We start from the raw sequence: 20,408 nt of genomic DNA, 5'->3' as shown, positions 1-20,408 counted from the left end.
CAACCCAGTTGCCTTCACTAAGATGGATTCAACAGTTGCTGTTGAATCCATTTTATATTTTCAGGGCTGAATAATGGCTCAATATTTTGCCAAATTGGATGAAAACCATAACCCCCATGTTTCATCTCAGCCAAGGCATCAGTGGTAGACCAGTTTTGAAAAATAATGCGGTACATGGCCACACTGGCGCCTGTACGGTCTGAACCATGGTAGCAATGCAGTAAAACTTTTTGCTGGTTTTGCTCTGCAAGTTGGATTTGCTGCATCACCTTTAACAAGTCTTCTCGGTCAATCGCCCATGTATGAATGGGGATATGTACCAGTTCAAACCCTTGGTTGGATAGTTTTTTCAGGTCTTGATTGCGTGAGCGTAAATTAATAATTACATCAATTTTCTGTGCTTTTAAACTCTGAACTAAATTTTGATCGGGTTGCTCACTACGAAAAATGGTTTTACTGATTTGATAGAAATTATGCTCAGGCTGCATCGACTGTCCCCAGTGTTGTGGACGCTCTGTCTCTGGCAGCCCAGGTGTAGTCATACAGCCAGAAACACTGATACACAGAGAAAGCATAACAAGATATTTGGTCATAGGATCAGGCTCTGATGGTGTGAAAGTTCAACAGGGTCATGTGCGCAAAAGATTTCGATACTTGGTTCAGACTGTGCCAAGTGTTGAATTTTATGCAAGTTACTTAAACGCTGTGCATTATCTTCGGCAAAAAATACTTCCAAGGCATTTAAGCTGCGAAGTCTGTTTTGGGGGGTAAGTTCTAGGTGGGAGTAGTAAGCATCCCCGCAGAAGAGTTTCCAACCTTGTTGGGTTTTAATGGCAATGCCACAGTGGCCTTCAGTATGCCCAAACAGTGGAATCAAAAGAATCTCATTATGAAATAAGTCAAACCCTTGCACTTGAGTCAAATTAAACCATGCGTCACCGTGAATCGGCTCAATAAAGTGCCAATGGCGATGCTGCTGAAATTGTTGTGTTTTATAACGGGCTTTATTTTTAAATGACTTCAGGTTTTGTGCAGCATTATATTCGTTAGACAGGATATGTACTGTTGCATTGGGAAAGTCGGAAATACCCCCCGCATGGTCAAAATCCAGATGTGAAACCAAAATGTGTTTGACATCCTTTGGGCTAAAGCCAAGTTTTTGGATTTGTGCAATGGCTGTTAATTCTAAGTTTTGTTCAATTTTTCCAATTCGAGCCACCAACTGCCCCAAACGCTGTTTGGTGTGTAGATAGTCCTGTATGCCTAAGCCCGTATCAATCAGCACCAGCCCTTGATCTGTTTCAACCAAAAGACAATGGCACACGACCTTAGCTTGAAAACCTTTTTGACCAAAGAGTGGGGCACACACTGGACACATGGTGCCGCAATGTAAATGGTGAATATTATAAATCATAAAGTCATTTTTATCGTATTGTTTTGACTGTTATAGCGGAAGATTTTAGTTTTAACAGTTTGATTTTGTTAAAGAGTCATGTATGCCTGCTTTAATCGGGAAAAAGCCTGTCGATTGACAGGCTTTCAAAAGTTCAAACCCGGCTCGTCATTGGAGTTTGAAACGATCATACAAGGTGACTCTGAACGTATTTTTATTGTTTAGGTTCCTCTTTTGGGTTGCCTTGAGTTTGGTGCCCCCATTTTTTGTTTTCAATGGGACTGCTCGGTCAAAACTTCAGGCTTCACTTGTCTGCTGCCACAGCAGAATACTTTATCCTTGCTCAGGCTGTGGAGTCAGGCGCAAATACGGGGTGACAGCCTTATAGCCTTTCGGAAAGCGCTGTGCGATTTCAGCTTCATCTTTGAGTGATGGCACAATCACCACATCTTCACCTTGTTGCCAGTTCGCAGGAGTTGCAACTTTGTGATGATCGGTCAGCTGCAGTGAGTCAATCACGCGTAAGATTTCATGGAAATTACGACCTGTTGATGCAGGGTAAGTGATAATCAAACGGACTTTTTTGTTTGGGTCGATAATCACTAAAGAACGAACCGTTAATGTCTCACTGGCATTGGGATGGATAAAACCATATAGCTCAGACACTTTACGGTCTTGGTCGGCAATGATCGGGAAGTTCACCGTGGTATTTTGGGTTTCATTGATGTCTTTAATCCAACCCTGATGCGATTCGACATCATCGACCGAGAGGGCAATGGCTTTTACTCCACGTTTTTCAAATTCATCTTTGAGTTTTGCAGTAAAGCCAAGCTCGGTCGTACATACTGGTGTGTAGTCAGCAGGATGTGAAAAAAGTACCCCCCAGCTATCGCCTAAAAATTGATAAAAATCGATTTCGCCTGTGCTGGATGCTTGTTGGAAATTAGGTGCGATGTCGCCTAAACGTAAACTCATGTTGAACCTCAAATTATCTTTATGTCTATGGAATGAACATCACTATGGCGCAATTTCTTATGCATGAAAAATAGTGTTTTATTATTTATTTCTCTGTACACGACAAAAATAGATAACTCATTGAAATAATGTCACAATAATTGTTTTCTAACGACGAATACTATGATACATCTCAATGAGTTATATCTTATCTTAAACAAATCTCTAAAATGGAACAAGTCACATTTAAAGTGCTTTGCGCTCATCATGCTTGTGATTATTTTAAAGCAAACATGTAATCTTTCTTCTGCATCTAAAGCCTTGCCCATCAAGTGCTTACCACAATCATTTTATCGACGTATGCAGCGCTTCTTTGCAGGTCAGTATTTTGATTATCGTCAAATTTCTCAGTTGATTTTCAATATGTTTTCATTCGACCAAGTGCAACTGACTTTAGATAGAACCAATTGGAAATGGGGAAAACGAAATATTAATATCCTGATGCTCGCAATCGTTTATCGTGGAATAGCGATACCTATCCTTTGGACATTGCTTAATAAACGTGGAAATTCAGATACGAAAGAGCGCATTGCTTTGATTCAACGCTTTATAGCCATTTTTGGTAAAGACCGTATTGTGAATGTGTTCGCAGACAGAGAGTTTATCGGTGAGCAGTGGTTTACATGGTTAATTGAACAAGACATCAACTTCTGCATTCGTGTTAAAAAAACTTCATTGTCACCAATCATTTAGGAAAGAATCATAAAATTAGTGATTTATTTCGCCATCTTAAAGTTGGTCAAATTGAATGTCGTAAACGACGGATTTTGGTTGGTCGGGTGAAACTATATATAAGTGCACTACAGTTAGAAAATGGAGAGCTTTTACTCGTCGTTTCTCCTCAGTTTAATGCCAATGCTATTCAGGATTATGCATTACGCTGGGAAATTGAAACCTTATTCAGTTGTCTCAAAGGACGCGGGTTTAATCTTGAAAATACGCGCTTGACAGACCCTAGACGAGTGAAAAAATTGATTGCGGTGTTAGCTATAAGCTTCTGTTGGTGTTACTTAACGGGTGAATGGCAACATGATCAAAAAAAAGCGATAAAAATAAAGAAGCATGGACGACTCTCAATGAGTTTATTTCGCTATGGTTTAGACTATGTTCAAATGGCGATTCAGCGTTTAATTGGTTTTGGGAAAAAAGAAGAGTTTAAGGAAATTTTGGCAATTTTAAGAAGGCAGAATCCTGATAGGATAAGGGTTCTGTGAAATTTGTCGTGTACAGAGTATTTATTTATAAAAAATATTCATAATTAGCCGGATAGCTGTCATGTATACGGATCAAATTAAACCTGATTTCATCGTTGCTCTAGAGGCCGCTTATTTGTATGTTTACTAATGGTATTTAGACGAGGTTATTTTGGCTTCTGAAGTGTATCGCTCTATAGAATGGATCGCGCATAGGATCGGTTTATGATTGGCTATAATTCTTTTCATGATTGATTTATAGTTGTTTTTTAAAGCAATTCCACAAAGTATAAAAAACTTGAGTATTAGAACAATGAAAAAAATAGGTATCGTCCTGACTTTAGTGTTATGGGGACTGGAAGTAACCTATGCGCAGAATGGTGGGCAATTGAAACAAGCCCAAGTCAGTACTGCTCGTCAAACGCCACAACAAATTACAGATCAATATCTAGCGTCTCAAAAAAGCCTCAAACAGCGTAAAGCCACCCTTTCACAGGCTCTCGAGCGAGAGTTAGCTCAAGGTCAGAATACGAATGCGAGTAATGTCTATAATATTACCTGCGTACAGCTTGTTCCGATTCTTACCGCAATGCGAGTCAATGATGAACAACTCTTGGGTTTCTTACAGAGCATGAATCCAAGTCAGTCCAACAACGGGGTGAAAGCCTCGCTGCGGGAAAATCAAGCGCTTGAAAGCAAAACCTTGAATAACTGCAAACAATTAAAGTCGCTACTTTAAAAAAGACTGTTGAATCCTGATGAGTTCGGATGAAATCTCTATGTCGGCTGTTTAAAATTTGTTACATTAGTTTGCCTTAGATTCGACGGGCTAGAAACAATGAATAGATTTTTTAAATGGTTTTGTGTAAAGCCCTTGTACTTCAAATTTCTAGCACCATAATAACGACTAAGAAAACATATTCATTTGACAAGCAAGATTTAGAGAGTCTATTCATGTTGGCAAGTCTGATCGGAGGAATCTTCGGTACCAAAAATGAGCGCGAACTCAAACGCATGCGTAAAATCGTAGACAAGATTAATGCGCTCGAGCCGACGATATCCGCTCTTGGCGATGCAGACTTATCTGCAAAAACTGAAGAATTTAAACAACGTTATAACAAAGGCGAAAGCCTCGATAAATTACTCCCGGAAGCATTTGCCGTCTGCCGTGAAGCAGCTAAGCGTGTCATGGGCATGCGTCATTATGATGTACAGTTGATTGGTGGTATTACCTTACACGAAGGTAAAATTGCAGAGATGCGTACAGGTGAAGGTAAAACCCTGATGGGTACCTTGGCGTGTTATTTAAACGCGATTAGTGCTCAAGGTGTTCACGTCATTACCGTGAATGACTACTTGGCACAGCGTGATGCTGAATTAAACCGTCCGCTCTTTGAATTCTTGGGTTTAAGTATTGGTATTATCTATTCCATGCAAGATCCAACAGAGAAAGCTGAAGCCTATCGTGCTGATATTACCTACGGTACCAACAACGAATTTGGCTTTGACTATCTACGTGACAACATGGTGTTCTCGCTTGCTGAGAAAAAACAACGTGGTTTGATCTATGCCATCATTGATGAAGTCGATTCGATCTTAATTGATGAAGCGCGTACGCCTTTGATTATTTCAGGTCAAAGTGATGACTCTTCACAGCTGTATGCTGCAATCAACAGCATCCCACCTAAACTGCATGCGCAGAAAGAAGAAAAAGTCGCGGATGGTGGTCACTTCTGGATTGATGAAAAGCAACGTTCTGTTGAAATGACAGAAATTGGTTTTGAAACGGTTGAAAATGAACTGATTGAAATGGGCTTGTTGGCTGAAGGTGAAAGCCTGTATTCATCGACCAACCTAAACCTAGTTCATCATGTTACTGCTGCCATTCGTGCGCATTACTTGTATCAACGCAATGTGCATTACATCATCAATGATGGTGAAGTGATTATTGTCGATGAAAACACAGGGCGTACCATGCCTGGTCGTCGCTGGTCAGAAGGTTTACACCAAGCAGTTGAAGCAAAAGAAGGCTTAGAAATCCAGCCTGAAAACCAAACGCTCGCAACTACAACCTTCCAGAACTATTTCCGTCTATACAAAAAGCTTTCTGGTATGACCGGTACTGCCGATACTGAAGCAGCGGAAATGAAAGAAATTTATGGTCTAGATGTGGTCATTATTCCGACGCACCGTCCAATGGTTCGTCTCGACCAAAACGATTTAATCTATTTAAATCGTAATGGTAAATACAACGCGATTATTCAAGAAATTCAACGCGTACATGAGTCTGGTGTAGCCCCAATTTTGATTGGTACAGCAACCATTGAAGCTTCTGAGATTCTTTCTGATAAATTGCGTGATGCTGGCATTCAGCACGAAGTGTTAAATGCGAAACAACACGAACGTGAAGCGGATATTATTGCGCAAGCGGGTGCACCGCGTGCAGTAACTATTGCAACCAACATGGCTGGTCGTGGTACAGACATTCTGCTCGGTGGTAACTGGAAAGCTTTACTGGCAAAAATTGAAAACCCAACCCCTGAAGATGAAGCGCGCTTAAAAGCTGAATGGGAACAAAGCCATGAAATGGTATTGAGTTCTGGTGGCTTACACATCATTGGTTCTGAGCGTCACGAATCACGTCGTATTGATAACCAGCTTCGTGGTCGTGCAGGTCGTCAGGGTGACCCTGGTGTGTCACGTTTCTACTTGTCACTTGAAGATGACTTAATGCGTATCTTTGCGGGTGATCGTGTTGTGGGCATGATGCGTGCGATGGGCTTACAAGAAGATGAAGCCATTGAGCATAAAATGGTGTCACGTTCGATTGAAAATGCGCAGCGTAAAGTTGAAGCACGTAACTTCGATATTCGTAAGAACTTATTGAAATACGATGACGTCAACAACGAACAGCGTAAAATTATTTACTCACAACGTGATGAAGTTTTGGCTGAAAGCACATTGCAAGATTATATCGAAGAGATGCAACGTGATGTGATGCAAGGCGTGATTTCTAACTATATTCCACCTGAGTCAATTCATGATCAATGGGATATTGATGGGCTTGAAAAAGCGTTACGTGAAGACCTTGCAATTGATTTGCCAATCAACCAATGGTTGGAAGATGACCGTCGTTTAGATGAAGAATCTTTAGTTGAGCGTATTACTGATGAAGTTGTACAGCGCTACCGTACCCGCCGTGAGCAAATGGGTGCTGAAACAGCAGTTATGCTGGAGCGTCACTTCATGTTGAACTCGCTGGATCGTCACTGGAAAGATCACTTGGCTGCGATGGATTATTTACGCCAAGGCATTCACTTGCGTGGTTATGCACAGAAAAATCCTGAGCAAGAATACAAAAAAGAAGCATATAACTTATTTGTAAATATGTTGGCGATTATTAAATCGGATGTTGTGACTGATTTATCTCGCGTACATGTGCCAACGGCTGAAGAGCTGGCTGAAATGGAAGCTCAAAAGCAAGCTCAAGCTGAAGCGATGCAATTGAACTTGTCGCATGCAGACTTTGATGGTTTGTTGGCCGATGATCAAAGCCACTTCGCAGAAGTAGATGCACAGTATGAGCCAGTAGAAGAGTTTGCTGCACCTGCGAGTCGTAACGCGCCTTGCCCATGTGGTTCAGGCTTAAAATACAAACAGTGTCACGGTAAAATCTAAACTGTGAATGAGTGAAAAAGCAGAACTTCGGTTCTGCTTTTTATTGATATGACTGAAAAATTGACGTTAAGATAAATCAAAATACGATTCTGATTACAGCTAAAGCGTTGCATAATGTGAATAGCATTTGCAGTGTTAGGCATTAAATGCTATTTAGTTGCTCATCATCTAAACCTCTAAAGTGGAAAGACAATGAAAAAAGTATTAAAACCAATCATGATTGTAGCTTTAGCGCTTCCAACTTTTGCATTTGCAGATACCACTACCGCAGCTAAAGTTCAACAAGCGCGCGGTGCAACCACAGCACCTGCGGCACAAGCCAATGGCAATATTACGGTACAAAGTCCGCGTACAGGTATTCGTTATACCTTTGCCAATCCAAATCAACGCCCAGTGGTTCTGCAAACGGCTGCTATTGCTCCTGTAAATGCCGCAACGGTGAACCGTATTGTGGCTTCAAACCCAGCGCTTTCTCCTGTAAGTCAAGAAAATGCTAAACAAGCGCTTTTGTCTAGCTCAGCACAGCTTGCTTCAAATTAATCAAATGCTGTTGCATAAAACCAATCTTCGGATTGGTTTTTTTATGTCAAAAATGAGTGTGCATTGAAAAGTTAAAGCAAACAAAGTCTTCTGCTCGATTTTTTCTGAAAATTCTAATAAGCTGTGTTTTTTCTAACAAATGAATTGGACGTTTAAAATGCCAGTAGGTGACGTATCAATGCCACAAATGCACGTGGTGAAAGGGGTAAGAATCGGAACGGCTGAAGCTTATGTGCGCTATCAGAACCGACGTGATCTTGTCATTTTCGAATTTGCTGAAGGAACGAATGTTGCGGGTGTTTTCACTCAAAATGCGTTCTGTGCAGCGCCTGTGCATGTGTCAAAAGCGCACTTACACGTGGCGAATCCGCGCTACCTCATTATTAACACTGGTAATGCCAATGCAGGTACAGGCAAGACAGGCATGCTGAATGCTGAACGTACTTGTGCACAGTTGGCTGAACTTGCTGGTGTGCAATCAACGGAAGTGTTACCGTTTTCAACAGGGGTGATTGGTGAGCAATTGCCGTTGGAACGTTTGTTAAATGGATTACAGCCTGCATTAAATAGTTTGAGTGCTGATGCTTGGGATGTTGCTGCTACCGGGATTATGACCACAGACACCACACCAAAAGGTGCATCTGAGCAATTCGAATTGGATGGCATCACGTATACCATGACGGGTATTTCTAAGGGTGCAGGCATGATTCGTCCCAACATGGCAACGATGTTGGGCTATGTTGCAACCGATGCACCTATCAGCCGCGAGTTGGTTCAGCAACTGTTGAGTGAAACGGTCAATGTTTCGTTTAACCGAATTACCATTGACGGTGATACTTCAACCAATGACTCCTGTATCTTTGCGGCTACGGGTCAAGCGGGTGGTGTTGAAATCACCTCAACCCAAGATGCACGCTATGCCGTAGTGCTAGATGTACTCACGCGTATGATGAAGCGTCTTGCACAACTGATTGTGCGTGATGGTGAAGGCGCAACCAAGTTTATTACGGTTGCTGTTGAAGGTGGGTATGACACGCAAGAATGCTGCGATATTGCTTATAGTATTGCGCATTCACCTTTGGTTAAAACCGCGATATTTGCCTCCGATCCGAACTGGGGACGTATCTTGGCTGCGATTGGTTATGCTGGGGTTAAAAATTTAGATGTTGAAAAAATTCAAGTTTGGTTAGATGATGTGCAAATCTGTAAGGATGGTGGCGCAGCTGCCGATTACACGGAAGCGGAAGGTGCTCGTGTAATGTCGCAAGCTGAAATGACCATTCGTGTAGATCTAGGACGCGGGGCAGCGAAAGACACAGTGTATACCTGTGACTTATCTTATGACTATGTGAAGATTAATGCGGATTATCGCTCTTAATCTTAACGAGTTTTAAAAAAGCCTCCTTTGGAGGCTTTTTTACCATAAGAACTTTTGAATGATTGGTCAAAAGCCGAGAAGCCATTTGGCCAATAAATTAAGTGCGGGACTTGCTTGCCGACAAGCATGAAGGGATGAATGAATGATGAACAATGCGACCAATTTAATTGCCAATGACGCAAAATCAATTGTGCAGGCGCATTTGGACCGTTTGGGTGAAACCAAAGACTCAAAGCTCAGTGATGAAGTGAAGCAAGAAAAATTTGCCTTAATCTTGGCCGAGTTGAAAAAGCGCGATGCGGTATTGGTAGCGCACTACTATTGCGATCCTGAAGTGCAGGAATTGGCGGAGTTAAGTGGTGGCTGTGTATCCGATTCATTGGAAATGGCACGTTTTGGTCGTGATCATCCAGCATCGACCTTGGTGGTGGCGGGGGTTAAATTTATGGGTGAAACCTCAAAAATTTTATCACCGAATAAAACCATTCTGATGCCAACTTTAGAGGCTACATGTTCTTTAGATTTGGGTTGTCCTGTTGAAGAATTCAGTCAGTTTTGTGATGCCCATCCAGACCATACAGTAGTGGTCTATGCCAACACTTCAGCAGCTGTTAAAGCCCGTGCCGATTGGGTGGTGACTTCAAGTTGTGCGGTCGAAATTATTGAGCATTTAGACAGTTTAGGTGAAAAGATTATTTGGGCGCCCGATCAGCATTTAGGCCGTTATATCCAAAAGAAAACAGGCGCAGACATGTTGCTTTGGGATGGTGCTTGTATTGTGCATGAAGAATTCCGTGCACGTGGCATCGCGCAAATGAAAGCGCTTTATCCTGATGCTGCGGTGCTGGTACATCCTGAGTCACCTGAGTCGGTGGTAGATGTTGCTGATGCTGTTGGAAGTACGTCGCAGCTGATTAAAGCTGCGCAAACCTTACCCAATGAACGACTGATTGTGGCAACCGATCGGGGTATTTTCTACAAAATGCAACAAGCGGTACCCAACAAAATTTTAGTTGAAGCACCGACAGCTGGAGAGGGTGCAACTTGTCGTTCTTGTGCACACTGCCCATGGATGGCAATGAATGAGCTGGATGGTATTTTAGAGGTCTTACAGCGTGGCGATCAGGAAATATTTGTAGACCCAGCACTTGCTGAGCGTGCAAAATTACCTTTAGATCGCATGTTGGATTTTAGTGCATCGCTAAAACGTTAAAATTTGTATAAAAAATGCCTGAAACGCTTGATTAATATACATTTGATGTGATTTTTTTATTTTTTTTAAATATAGGTGTTGACGTTATCAAGCGTCACGCCTAGAATGCACACCGTACCGAACGAGATGTTCGATACAAAAGCTGAGATGAATCGGAGCATAGCACAGCCTGGTAGTGCACCTGGTTTGGGACCAGGGGGTCGTAGGTTCGAATCCTACTGCTCCGACCAATTCTTCAAGGCAAGGTTATCCATAATACCTCGTATTATTGGTCATGCGCCTGTAGCTCAGTTGGATAGAGCATCCGCCTTCTAAGCGGATGGTCACAGGTTCGAATCCTGTCAGGCGCGCCATTAGGTAGCTTGGTATTAAGAACCGACACGTTATGGTGGATGTAGCTCAGTTGGTAGAGCCCTGGATTGTGATTCCAGTTGTCGCGGGTTCGAATCCCGTCATTCACCCCAACTTTAAAAAGTTGAAATCGGAGCATAGCACAGCCTGGTAGTGCACCTGGTTTGGGACCAGGGGGTCGTAGGTTCGAATCCTACTGCTCCGACCATTTATTAAAATGGTCGAGATAAAGATACCGCGTTAAGCGGTTTTTTTATGCCTGAAATTTAGTAAAGTACATAAAAAAGCCTTCGTGACGAAGGCTAAAGATAAAACATAAATGTTTATGGAATAATAATAATATTCACACGACGATTCAGCGCTCGATTTTCCTCGCTGCTATTTTCTACCAGAGGTTGTGATGCACCGCGCCCCATGCTCTGAATATTTTGAGTTTTAAACCCAGTTTCGGTAAAAATTTGGCTAACTGTTGATGCGCGTTTCTCGGAGAGTGTTTGGTTGTAGCTTGGGGCACCAATATTATCTGTATGTCCAACCACTTTAATTTTATTCAAATTATACTGCTGCAATTGTTTGGAAAGTGCTTCGAGTGCGGGTTTTTGAGAGGCTTGAATATCGGATTGGTCAAAGCCGAACAATAATTTTTCAGGCAGTCTCAGCGTCCAGCCTTCTTCGGTCAAGGTAAAGCCTTGTTTCTTCAGCATTCGCGCTTGTTTATAGTTGAGGTGCCCTAAACTGAGACAGCCAGATAAAGCAGTGATAAGACCTGCGATAAGCATAAATTTACAAAGATGTTTTAACATGAGGGTTCCTGATCAGGATTTAGGCAAGGTGTGATATACCACCCTTGAGCTAAGTTTTTGGCTTTATACATGGCATTGTCTGCTTCAGCAATCAAATCTTCAGGTGTTGTTGCACATTTTGAGAAAGCAACGCCAATACTGAAACTAAAATGAATCTGATGTTGATCAAAAGATAACGGTGCTTTACTGCATTCGATTAAATGCTCACAAATCAGTTCTAGGTGATCATAGTGTTTGATATTACGGAGCAGAATTGCAAACTCATCACCACCTAAGCGCGCTACCACATCGTGGCTTCTGACATTCTTTTTTAAGCGTTGAGCCATTTCTTTGAGCACTGCATCACCTGCTAAGTGCCCATACACATCATTAATGTTTTTAAAGTTATTGTTATCGATAAAAAAAAGAGCGGTCTGGTTTTTCTCTGGGTGCTCAAATTGATTGAACAAAATATTGTAAAAATAATGACGATTCGGGAGTTCGGTTAACTGATCATGCAATGCTTGATGTGATAACTGAGAGTTTTCGCTTTGTAGTTTTTCATTGGTGCGCTGCACCTTATCTAATAAATTATTAAATGCACCACTGATGACGCGAAATTCATAAATAGGCGATGATGGAAGACGTGCTTGATATTGAGTATCAAGATTAAGGCTTTCAACGGTATTGACCATGGGTTGAATTGAGTGCATTAGTTTTTGATATGTTGAATGTACCAACCACAACATAATCAACAGGATGACAAAAATCCCAGCGGAGAGACAAATCAAGAGCTGAAAGAAAAAGCTCATGAGTTGAGTGGCACTACCGTAAATAATCAATGTCCCGTACTGGTTGTTTTGATGTTTGATGGTGCGTGTCACAGGGTGTTTAAAGAAGACCTTATCAAACAGATTTTCCATCCATGCAAATTCAGGTGTCGGTTTGTATGCTTCGGCCAGTGGTTTCCCTTGCAGGTTGATGACTTGAATAGCGCGAATTGGATATTGCTGAATATGATTGTTCAGTGTTTGCTGTAGTGTAATAGGATCATTGAAAATGACAGCAGGTTGAATTTGCTCACTTAAGGTTGCGCTAAAAATATTAAGGCTTTGTTTGGCATAGGTATTCATGGTGTAGATGGAAATCACCACGAAAATTAAACTACAAACTCCAAGAGTAAGAGCAAAAATCAGCAATTGAGACTGACTAAAAATTTTTTGTAGGGAAGTATTAGAGCTTTTACGAAACATTGACTTAAGGCTCCGTAGATTTTGCTAATAATAAAACACGTGGATCTACACGTGCTTGAGATTGGGACAGGCTGGCCAAGTTTACCTTAAAGGAAGTTCGCGTTTTGTTTTGATATAAGCAAAATGCGCTACCTAATTCGCATTCGGTATTGTTGGAGCTGAACGTCAGAGGAGCATCTTTTAGGTTATTTATAATATTTTGCTCTTCACGTGGTGTGTAGGTTGAGAAAAAAACAGCATTGCACATAACCTGATTCAATTCAGACAAACTGACCGCTTGAATTTGATATGCGCTCTTGAGTTGCTGATTGACTTGAATGAACTGATTGGATAATTGGTTGTTATTTAAAATGCATAAAGAAATGGGATTGGGAGTATTCCAACGTACATAGCTCAAAATCGTCAATGTGGTTGCCGGGAGATTTAGTTGTGGTTGTGCCTGCACCTGAGAAATCATTAAGCAGGACAAGAGGGTTAAATAAATTTTGTATTTAAAAGCTGTCATTATTCATTTTGCTTGGCAGCGAAAGTGAGCTTATTTTAACGAAAAATAAACAGTGATGGTTAAAATTGCTTTAATAATCGACAAAAATCACATTTTTGACCAAAAAATATGCGCTTGAAATAAAATAATAGAAAAAGGTGTTGCAAGGGGTGTGAAATACTGTAGAATGCACATCCATCGGCGGTGATGTTGATTAAAACTTGTTGAGAAACAAGGATTTAGCCCAAGCGGTAGAATCTGGAAGTCTTGAATAAGTTTAAAAATAATTAACAAAACCAGTTGACTTCTTCTTGAAAGAGAGTAGTATAGCCGACCTAGCTTGCTGATGACGAATCAGCAAGAAGATCATTAAGAGATTATGAAGAACAACTTGTGTGGATTTTTACTGATTGATCGATCGAAAATATTTCATTGATTGAATGGTAAAAATTACTCGAAGTTTATTTGAGAAATATTTGTCAGAAAATTGATGAGCCAAGATTTGTAGCCATAAGCTACTAATGATTTTTAACTGAAGAGTTTGATCATGGCTCAGATTGAACGCTGGCGGCAGGCTTAACACATGCAAGTCGAGCGGGGAAGGGTAGCTTGCTACATTTCCTAGCGGCGGACGGGTGAGTAATGCTTAGGAATCTGCCTATTAGTGGGGGACAACATTCCGAAAGGAATGCTAATACCGCATACGCCCTACGGGGGAAAGCAGGGGATCTTCGGACCTTGCGCTAATAGATGAGCCTAAGTCAGATTAGCTAGTTGGTGGGGTAAAGGCCTACCAAGGCGACGATCTGTAGCGGGTCTGAGAGGATGATCCGCCACACTGGGACTGAGACACGGCCCAGACTCCTACGGGAGGCAGCAGTGGGGAATATTGGACAATGGGGGGAACCCTGATCCAGCCATGCCGCGTGTGTGAAGAAGGCCTTTTGGTTGTAAAGCACTTTAAGCGAGGAGGAGGCTACTTAGATTAATACTCTAGGATAGTGGACGTTACTCGCAGAATAAGCACCGGCTAACTCTGTGCCAGCAGCCGCGGTAATACAGAGGGTGCGAGCGTTAATCGGATTTACTGGGCGTAAAGCGTGCGTAGGCGGCTTCTTAAGTCGGATGTGAAATCCCTGAGCTTAACTTAGGAATTGCATTCGATACTGGGAAGCTAGAGTATGGGAGAGGATGGTAGAATTCCAGGTGTAGCGGTGAAATGCGTAGAGATCTGGAGGAATACCGATGGCGAAGGCAGCCATCTGGCCTAATACTGACGCTGAGGTACGAAAGCATGGGGAGCAAACAGGATTAGATACCCTGGTAGTCCATGCCGTAAACGATGTCTACTAGCCGTTGGGGCCTTTGAGGCTTTAGTGGCGCAGCTAACGCGATAAGTAGACCGCCTGGGGAGTACGGTCGCAAGACTAAAACTCAAATGAATTGACGGGGGCCCGCACAAGCGGTGGAGCATGTGGTTTAATTCGATGCAACGCGAAGAACCTTACCTGGTCTTGACATAGTAAGAACTTTCCAGAGATGGATTGGTGCCTTCGGGAACTTACATACAGGTGCTGCATGGCTGTCGTCAGCTCGTGTCGTGAGATGTTGGGTTAAGTCCCGCAACGAGCGCAACCCTTTTCCTTATTTGCCAGCGGGTTAAGCCGGGAACTTTAAGGATACTGCCAGTGACAAACTGGAGGAAGGCGGGGACGACGTCAAGTCATCATGGCCCTTACGACCAGGGCTACACACGTGCTACAATGGTCGGTACAAAGGGTTGCTACCTAGCGATAGGATGCTAATCTCAAAAAGCCGATCGTAGTCCGGATTGGAGTCTGCAACTCGACTCCATGAAGTCGGAATCGCTAGTAATCGCGGATCAGAATGCCGCGGTGAATACGTTCCCGGGCCTTGTACACACCGCCCGTCACACCATGGGAATTTGTTGCACCAGAAGTAGGTAGTCTAACCGCAAGGAGGACGCTTACCACGGTGTGGCCGATGACTGGGGTGAAGTCGTAACAAGGTAGCCGTAGGGGAACCTGCGGCTGGATCACCTCCTTAACGAAAGATTGACGATTGGTAAGAATCCACAACAAGTTGTTCTTCATGACGATGTATCTGAGGGTCTGTAGCTCAGTTGGTTAGAGCACACGCTTGATAAGCGTGGGGTCACAAGTTCAAGTCTTGTCAGACCCACCAAATCTGACTAACAAGCATTGTTAAATGCTGAATACAGAAAAACAGAGACATTGACTTATTGATAAGCTGGGGACTTAGCTTAGTTGGTAGAGCGCCTGCTTTGCACGCAGGAGGTCAGGAGTTCGACTCTCCTAGTCTCCACCAAATTTCAAGATAAGAAAAGCATGCTTTTCCTTGAAATTTAAGCAAGAAGCTATGCTTCGCGCAGATAGGTTGGATTATAGAATTTAGTAAGTTGAAGCTTATTAACTTCTGTGATTTATCACAGTTTCCTGACCTGACGAAGGCTGGAAAAATCATTAACAGAATATATTTGAGTTGAAATAATTTGTTCATACTCGTTTTTAAGATCGACATTAACAGTGATTTATTACTGATTGATGAAGATTGAAGAAATGAGTTACTAGCGAAATTAACTGAATCAAGCGTTTTGGTATGTGAATTGAATTGAAGCTGTACAGTGTTTAAGTACACAGAACAACAAACTGTAAGGAAGTGATGAGAAATCATCATAGACTGTCTTAATCCTACTTGTAGGGATTAACGACTGTTTGGGGTTGTATAGTCAAGTAATTAAGTGCATGTGGTGGATGCCTTGGCAGTCAGAGGCGATGAAAGACGTAATAGCCTGCGATAAGCTCCGGGGAGGCGGCAAATATCCTGTGATCCGGAGATTTCTGAATGGGGAAACCCACCTGTCATAAGGCAGGTATCGTATGATGAATACATAGTCATACGAGGCGAACGAGGGGAAGTGAAACATCTCAGTACCCTTAGGAAAAGAAATCAATTGAGATTCCCTCAGTAGCGGCGAGCGAACGGGGAAAAGCCCATTAAGTCATATCAGTTTTAGTGGAATGCTCTGGGAAGTGCAACCATAGTGGGTGATAGTCCTGTACACGAAAGGGCTGATATGATGATGTCGAGTAGGGCGGGGCACGTGAAACCTTGTCTGAATATGGGGGGACCATCCTCCAAGGCTAAATACTCCTGACTGACCGATAGTGAACCAGTACCGTGAGGGAAAGGCGAAAAGAACCCCTGTGAGGGGAGTGAAATAGATCCTGAAACCGCATGCATACAAGCAGTGGGAGCCGACATGTTCGGTGACTGCGTACCTTTTGTATAATGGGTCAGCGACTTACATTCAGTAGCAAGGTTAACCGCATAGGGGAGCCGTAGAGAAATCGAGTCTTAATAGGGCGTTTAGTTGCTGGGTGTAGACCCGAAACCGGGTGATCTATCCATGAGCAGGTTGAAGGTTGGGTAACACTAACTGGAGGACCGAACCCACTGTCGTTGAAAAGCCAGGGGATGACTTGTGGATAGGGGTGAAAGGCTAATCAAACTCGGTGATAGCTGGTTCTCCCCGAAAGCTATTTAGGTAGCGCCTCGGACGAATACCATTGGGGGTAGAGCACTGTTTCGGCTAGGGGGTCATCCCGACTTACCAAACCGATGCAAACTCCGAATACCAATGAGTACTATCCGGGAGACAGACTGCGGGTGCTAACGTCCGTAGTCAAGAGGAAAACAATCCAGACCGCCAGCTAAGGCCCCAAAATTATAGTTAAGTGGGAAACGATGTGGGAAGGCATAGACAGCTAGGAGGTTGGCTTAGAAGCAGCCACCCTTTAAAGAAAGCGTAATAGCTCACTAGTCGAGTCGGCCTGCGCGGAAGATGTAACGGGGCTAAAACTATATGCCGAAGCTGCGGATTTGCAATTTATTGCAAGTGGTAGGGGAGCGTTCTGTAAGCCGATGAAGGTGTATTGAGAAGTATGCTGGAGGTATCAGAAGTGCGAATGCTGACGTGAGTAACGACAATGCGAGTGAAAAACTCGCACGCTGAAAGACCAAGGGTTCCAGTCCAACGTTAATCGGGGCTGGGTGAGTCGACCCCTAAGGCGAGGCCGAGAGGCGTAGTCGATGGGAAATTGGTTAATATTCCAATACTTCTATGTAATGCGATGAGAGGACGGAGAAGGTTAAGTCAGCCTGGCGTTGGTTGTCCAGGTGGAAGGTTGTAGGCATGTATCTTAGGCAAATCCGGGGTACTGTATGCTGAGAACTGATAGCAAGCTGTACTTGTACAGTGAAGTGGCTGATACCATGCTTCCAGGAAAAGTCTCTAAGCTTCAGTTACATAGGAATCGTACCCGAAACCGACACAGGTGGTCAGGTCGAGTAGACCAAAGCGCTTGAGAGAACTCTGCTGAAGGAACTAGGCAAAATGGTACCGTAACTTCGGGAGAAGGTACGCTGCCGACGGTGATAGGATTTACTCCTTGAGCTATTGGCAGCCACAGAAACCAGGCCCCTGCAACTGTTTATTAAAAACATAGCACTCTGCAAACACGAAAGTGGACGTATAGGGTGTGATGCCTGCCCGGTGCTGGAAGGTTAATTGATGGGGTTAGCGTAAGCGAAGCTCTTGATCGAAGCCCCAGTAAACGGCGGCCGTAACTATAACGGTCCTAAGGTAGCGAAATTCCTTGTCGGGTAAGTTCCGACCTGCACGAATGGCATAATGATGGGGGCGCTGTCTCCAGCAGAGACTCAGTGAAATCGAATTCGCCGTGAAGATGCGGTGTACCCGCGGCTAGACGGAAAGACCCCGTGAACCTTTACTGCAGCTTGACATTGAACTTTGATCTTACTTGTGTAGGATAGGTGGGAGGCTTTGAAACCGAGACGCTAGTTTCGGTGGAGCCAATCTTGAAATACCACCCTGGTAATATTGAGGTTCTAACTCTGTCCCGTTATCCGGGACGAGGACCATGTCTGGTGGGTAGTTTGACTGGGGCGGTCTCCTCCTAAAGAGTAACGGAGGAGTACGAAGGTGCGCTCAGCGTGGTCGGAAATCACGCGTAGAGTATAAAGGCAAAAGCGCGCTTAACTGCGAGACCCACAAGTCGAGCAGGTACGAAAGTAGGTCTTAGTGATCCGGTGGTTCTGTATGGAAGGGCCATCGCTCAACGGATAAAAGGTACTCTGGGGATAACAGGCTGATACCGCCCAAGAGTTCATATCGACGGCGGTGTTTGGCACCTCGATGTCGGCTCATCTCATCCTGGGGCTGAAGCAGGTCCCAAGGGTATGGCTGTTCGCCATTTAAAGAGGTACGCGAGCTGGGTTTAGAACGTCGTGAGACAGTTCGGTCCCTATCTACCGTGGGCGTTGGAAATTTGAGAGGATCTGCTCCTAGTACGAGAGGACCAGAGTGGACGAACCTCTGGTGTACCGGTTGTGACGCCAGTCGCATCGCCGGGTAGCTATGTTCGGAAGGGATAACCGCTGAAAGCATCTAAGCGGGAAGCCTACCTCAAGATAAGATTTCCCTAGGACTTTATGTCCTCTAAAGAGCCGTTGAAGACTACGACGTTGATAGGTTGGATGTGGAAGCATAGTGATATGTGAAGCTGACCAATACTAATTGCTCGTGAGGCTTGACTATACAACACCCAAACAGTTGGTGTTGTGGTTCAAATCACTGCAAACAACTTGATTTAGTTATAAAGCTAGATAAAATATCCAACTCAAATATACCTGTTAATAACTCATTTGATGAAAGTTAGGCACGAAGAGCACTGCTCTGAGGTTAGACCCAACGAATAGTCATAAACAGTTGTGCTGGCGACAATAGCAAGAGTGAACCACCTGATCCCTTCCCGAACTCAGAAGTGAAACCTCTTAGCGCTGATGGTAGTGTGGAGTTATCCATGTGAGAGTAAGTCATCGCCAGCTCATTAATTCTAAATCCCCCTCCGCTTAAAGCAGAGGGGGATTTTTTATGCTGAATATATTAAATAATAAATGAGAGACAAGAAGAATATTAGCTAAAAATAGCCGTTAATATTTAATAGGTTTAGTTGCTATTAAAAACTAAATTTGTTTATATTTTTATCAGATGGATCAGTATTGCATGATTCGACTGCTGGCATTTTTTAGGGTATAGAGTAGCTGTCCTAAGAGTACATCTTTTTCAGTCAAGGTTACGATAATCATTGGATGATTTGAAGAAGGGATCGAGGTTAAAATGGCTTTACCATTGTCTGCATCCAAAGTAATTGATTGACAACCTTCGAGATGAATTTCATTCATAAAGGCCGCAACCATAGCTAAAATCGAGCTACTAACTGCTGCAAGCTTAGTACTGTTATAACCATCTCTCTTATAAACATGGGCTAACTCGAAGCCATCTGTGCTACACAGCATGACCTAATTGACACTGCGAACATTCATGAGAACATCTTGGATCTCATTCTTTGCAAAATCAATTAACTCTTTTGGTGCTGTGCGGCTTTGCGCTAAAGTAAACATATAGAACCTCGTTAAGGGTTAATTGGCAATATTTGAGTTGATTTCAATGGAGGTAATAAGCGCTTCTAATAATAAAACGTCATCTTTCTTTCTTGCGTCGATAAAGAAGAGTGGAGAAAAAAGGTCATTTTGTAATAACCAGTCTTTATAGATAGTGGTTGATTTGGTTGACTCAGAAAGAAGATCGGTATGTGTAATGCCGATCGCAATATTGTCGGTAAAGCTTTGAAAGGCTTCCAGATAACTTTCTAATTCTTGAATAGGGTTATCTGAATGATGGTCAATCAAAATCACAGCACCAATAGCACCTTTAGTAATGGCAGACCAAATAAAGTCGAAGCGGCTTTGCCCAGGTGTGCCATATAGCCCGATGGTCAGGTTTTCATCAAGCGTGACTTCACCATAATCAATACCAACAGTGGTTTCCAATTTGGTATGACGCTGTGCATCTGTATTGAAAGCCTCCGTTTGCAGTACGAGAATCTCTGAGAGTGATCGAATCGCTTCCGTTTTACCCGCGCCCATACCACCAGCAAAAACAATTTTAAAGCGTTGTAAAATCATATTATTATCCTATATGTTTAGTTTTTTTCTTAGTTTC

The 20,408-nt window shown here is 43.0% G+C and carries 13 protein-coding genes, 6 tRNA genes, 3 rRNA genes and 1 pseudogene; 15 read left to right on the top strand and 8 right to left on the bottom strand.

The window, feature by feature from the left end; translation table 11 throughout:
* Window positions 1-17: 17 nt before the first annotated feature.
* The 3 genes from AC4CVD_RS14015 to AC4CVD_RS14005 all read right to left on the bottom strand — a co-directional run bounded on the left by AC4CVD_RS14015 (window position 18) and on the right by AC4CVD_RS14005 (window position 2,368).
* Complete coding sequence (locus AC4CVD_RS14015) at window positions 18-593, bottom strand: dual specificity protein phosphatase family protein (RefSeq protein ID WP_004697794.1); 576 nt, start codon at window positions 591-593, stop codon at window positions 18-20.
* A complete protein-coding gene (locus tag AC4CVD_RS14010; protein ID WP_004697796.1) occupies window positions 590-1,414 on the bottom strand; it encodes an MBL fold metallo-hydrolase in 825 nt (274 codons plus the stop codon). The genes AC4CVD_RS14015 and AC4CVD_RS14010 overlap by 4 nt, the downstream gene beginning before the upstream one ends.
* Before the next feature lie 312 nt (window positions 1,415-1,726).
* Entirely contained in the window at window positions 1,727-2,368 is a 642-nt protein-coding gene (locus AC4CVD_RS14005) for a peroxiredoxin (RefSeq protein WP_490753331.1), read from the bottom strand.
* Between the two features lie 162 nt (window positions 2,369-2,530).
* Between AC4CVD_RS14005 and AC4CVD_RS14000 the strand changes: the two genes are divergently transcribed.
* The 10 genes from AC4CVD_RS14000 (at window position 2,531) to AC4CVD_RS13955 (ending at window position 10,968) form a co-directional block, all read left to right on the top strand.
* Window positions 2,531-3,621, top strand: a protein-coding gene (locus tag AC4CVD_RS14000; protein WP_100607965.1) for an IS4-like element ISAba1 family transposase whose coding sequence is annotated in 2 segments (ribosomal slippage) — window positions 2,531-3,071 and window positions 3,071-3,621 — 1,092 coding nt in all. Because the reading frame shifts where the segments join, the coding sequence is not laid out codon by codon here.
* Between the two features lie 292 nt (window positions 3,622-3,913).
* The gene (locus AC4CVD_RS13995; RefSeq protein WP_490753330.1) at window positions 3,914-4,339 is read left to right on the top strand and encodes a hypothetical protein; all 426 of its coding nucleotides are present in this window, start codon (window positions 3,914-3,916) and stop codon (window positions 4,337-4,339) included.
* A gap of 215 nt (window positions 4,340-4,554) precedes the next feature.
* Window positions 4,555-7,278, top strand: coding sequence for a preprotein translocase subunit SecA (gene secA / locus AC4CVD_RS13990; protein WP_490753329.1), 2,724 nt, complete (start codon window positions 4,555-4,557; stop codon window positions 7,276-7,278).
* A 192-nt stretch (window positions 7,279-7,470) separates the two neighbouring features.
* Window positions 7,471-7,818, top strand: a complete 348-nt coding sequence (locus tag AC4CVD_RS13985; RefSeq protein WP_004983653.1) for a hypothetical protein — start codon at window positions 7,471-7,473, stop codon at window positions 7,816-7,818.
* Between the two features lie 157 nt (window positions 7,819-7,975).
* Window positions 7,976-9,196 carry a bifunctional glutamate N-acetyltransferase/amino-acid acetyltransferase ArgJ gene (argJ, locus tag AC4CVD_RS13980; protein ID WP_490753328.1) on the top strand — a complete coding sequence of 407 codons (1,221 nt, stop codon included), beginning with the start codon at window positions 7,976-7,978 and terminating at the stop codon, window positions 9,194-9,196.
* 145 nt (window positions 9,197-9,341) lie between these two features.
* Window positions 9,342-10,409: a quinolinate synthase NadA gene (gene nadA / locus AC4CVD_RS13975; RefSeq protein WP_333642426.1), complete on the top strand. Its 1,068-nt coding sequence runs from the start codon at window positions 9,342-9,344 to the stop codon at window positions 10,407-10,409.
* Between the two features lie 153 nt (window positions 10,410-10,562).
* Window positions 10,563-10,639, top strand: a tRNA-Pro gene (locus AC4CVD_RS13970).
* Window positions 10,640-10,685: 46 nt separating this feature from the next.
* Window positions 10,686-10,762, top strand: a tRNA-Arg gene (locus tag AC4CVD_RS13965).
* A 35-nt stretch (window positions 10,763-10,797) separates the two neighbouring features.
* A tRNA-His gene (locus tag AC4CVD_RS13960) sits at window positions 10,798-10,873 on the top strand.
* An 18-nt stretch (window positions 10,874-10,891) separates the two neighbouring features.
* Window positions 10,892-10,968: transfer RNA gene (locus AC4CVD_RS13955), tRNA-Pro, on the top strand.
* Between the two features lie 115 nt (window positions 10,969-11,083).
* On the opposite strand, the gene yfiB is transcribed toward AC4CVD_RS13955, so the two are convergent.
* The 3 genes from yfiB to yfiR are packed head-to-tail and all read right to left on the bottom strand — an operon-like array spanning window position 11,084 to window position 13,300.
* Window positions 11,084-11,563 carry an outer membrane lipoprotein YfiB gene (gene yfiB, locus AC4CVD_RS13950; protein WP_490753327.1) on the bottom strand — a complete coding sequence of 160 codons (480 nt, stop codon included), beginning with the start codon at window positions 11,561-11,563 and terminating at the stop codon, window positions 11,084-11,086.
* Window positions 11,557-12,795: a diguanylate cyclase DgcN/YfiN gene (dgcN, locus tag AC4CVD_RS13945; RefSeq protein ID WP_490753326.1), complete on the bottom strand. Its 1,239-nt coding sequence runs from the start codon at window positions 12,793-12,795 to the stop codon at window positions 11,557-11,559. The genes yfiB and dgcN overlap by 7 nt, the downstream gene beginning before the upstream one ends.
* A 4-nt stretch (window positions 12,796-12,799) precedes the next feature.
* Window positions 12,800-13,300: a regulatory sequestration protein YfiR gene (gene yfiR, locus AC4CVD_RS13940; RefSeq protein WP_151836092.1), complete on the bottom strand. Its 501-nt coding sequence runs from the start codon at window positions 13,298-13,300 to the stop codon at window positions 12,800-12,802.
* Window positions 13,301-13,808: 508 nt separating this feature from the next.
* On the opposite strand from yfiR, the gene AC4CVD_RS13935 reads away from it, so the two are divergent.
* From AC4CVD_RS13935 to rrf, 5 genes are all read left to right on the top strand, one after another.
* Window positions 13,809-15,346 (top strand): 16S ribosomal RNA (locus AC4CVD_RS13935).
* A 61-nt stretch (window positions 15,347-15,407) separates the two neighbouring features.
* Window positions 15,408-15,484 (top strand) — tRNA-Ile (locus AC4CVD_RS13930).
* Between the two features lie 68 nt (window positions 15,485-15,552).
* A tRNA-Ala gene (locus AC4CVD_RS13925) sits at window positions 15,553-15,628 on the top strand.
* 419 nt (window positions 15,629-16,047) lie between these two features.
* Window positions 16,048-18,941, top strand: a 23S ribosomal RNA gene (locus tag AC4CVD_RS13920).
* 175 nt (window positions 18,942-19,116) lie between these two features.
* Window positions 19,117-19,231 (top strand): 5S ribosomal RNA (gene rrf / locus AC4CVD_RS13915).
* Together the 16S, 23S and 5S rRNA genes with 2 tRNA genes alongside form the textbook arrangement of a ribosomal RNA operon.
* 168 nt (window positions 19,232-19,399) lie before the next feature.
* Here rrf and AC4CVD_RS13910 read toward each other — a convergent pair.
* Window positions 19,400-19,807, bottom strand: a pseudogene (locus AC4CVD_RS13910) (roadblock/LC7 domain-containing protein).
* An 18-nt stretch (window positions 19,808-19,825) separates the two neighbouring features.
* On the bottom strand, window positions 19,826-20,371 hold the full coding sequence (locus tag AC4CVD_RS13905) for a GTP-binding protein (RefSeq protein WP_490753325.1): 546 nt from the start codon (window positions 20,369-20,371) through the stop codon (window positions 19,826-19,828).
* Window positions 20,372-20,408 lie beyond the last annotated feature (37 nt).

The sequence above is a fragment of the Acinetobacter sp. LipI_23 genome, assembly GCF_058243045.1.
This window is presented reverse-complemented; position numbering and strand designations above follow the sequence as displayed.

Coding starts and splice junctions, on each gene's coding strand:
- AC4CVD_RS14015 (WP_004697794.1), bottom strand. CDS start 593: ATGACCAAATATCTTGTTATGCTTTCTCTGTGTATCAGTGTTTCTGGC.
- yfiR (WP_151836092.1), bottom strand. CDS start 13,300: ATGACAGCTTTTAAATACAAAATTTATTTAACCCTCTTGTCCTGCTTA.
- AC4CVD_RS14005 (WP_490753331.1), bottom strand. CDS start 2,368: ATGAGTTTACGTTTAGGCGACATCGCACCTAATTTCCAACAAGCATCC.
- secA (WP_490753329.1), top strand. CDS start 4,555: ATGTTGGCAAGTCTGATCGGAGGAATCTTCGGTACCAAAAATGAGCGC.
- dgcN (WP_490753326.1), bottom strand. CDS start 12,795: ATGTTTCGTAAAAGCTCTAATACTTCCCTACAAAAAATTTTTAGTCAG.
- AC4CVD_RS13985 (WP_004983653.1), top strand. CDS start 7,471: ATGAAAAAAGTATTAAAACCAATCATGATTGTAGCTTTAGCGCTTCCA.
- yfiB (WP_490753327.1), bottom strand. CDS start 11,563: ATGTTAAAACATCTTTGTAAATTTATGCTTATCGCAGGTCTTATCACT.
- nadA (WP_333642426.1), top strand. CDS start 9,342: ATGAACAATGCGACCAATTTAATTGCCAATGACGCAAAATCAATTGTG.
- AC4CVD_RS13995 (WP_490753330.1), top strand. CDS start 3,914: ATGAAAAAAATAGGTATCGTCCTGACTTTAGTGTTATGGGGACTGGAA.
- argJ (WP_490753328.1), top strand. CDS start 7,976: ATGCCAGTAGGTGACGTATCAATGCCACAAATGCACGTGGTGAAAGGG.
- AC4CVD_RS13905 (WP_490753325.1), bottom strand. CDS start 20,371: ATGATTTTACAACGCTTTAAAATTGTTTTTGCTGGTGGTATGGGCGCG.
- AC4CVD_RS14010 (WP_004697796.1), bottom strand. CDS start 1,414: ATGATTTATAATATTCACCATTTACATTGCGGCACCATGTGTCCAGTG.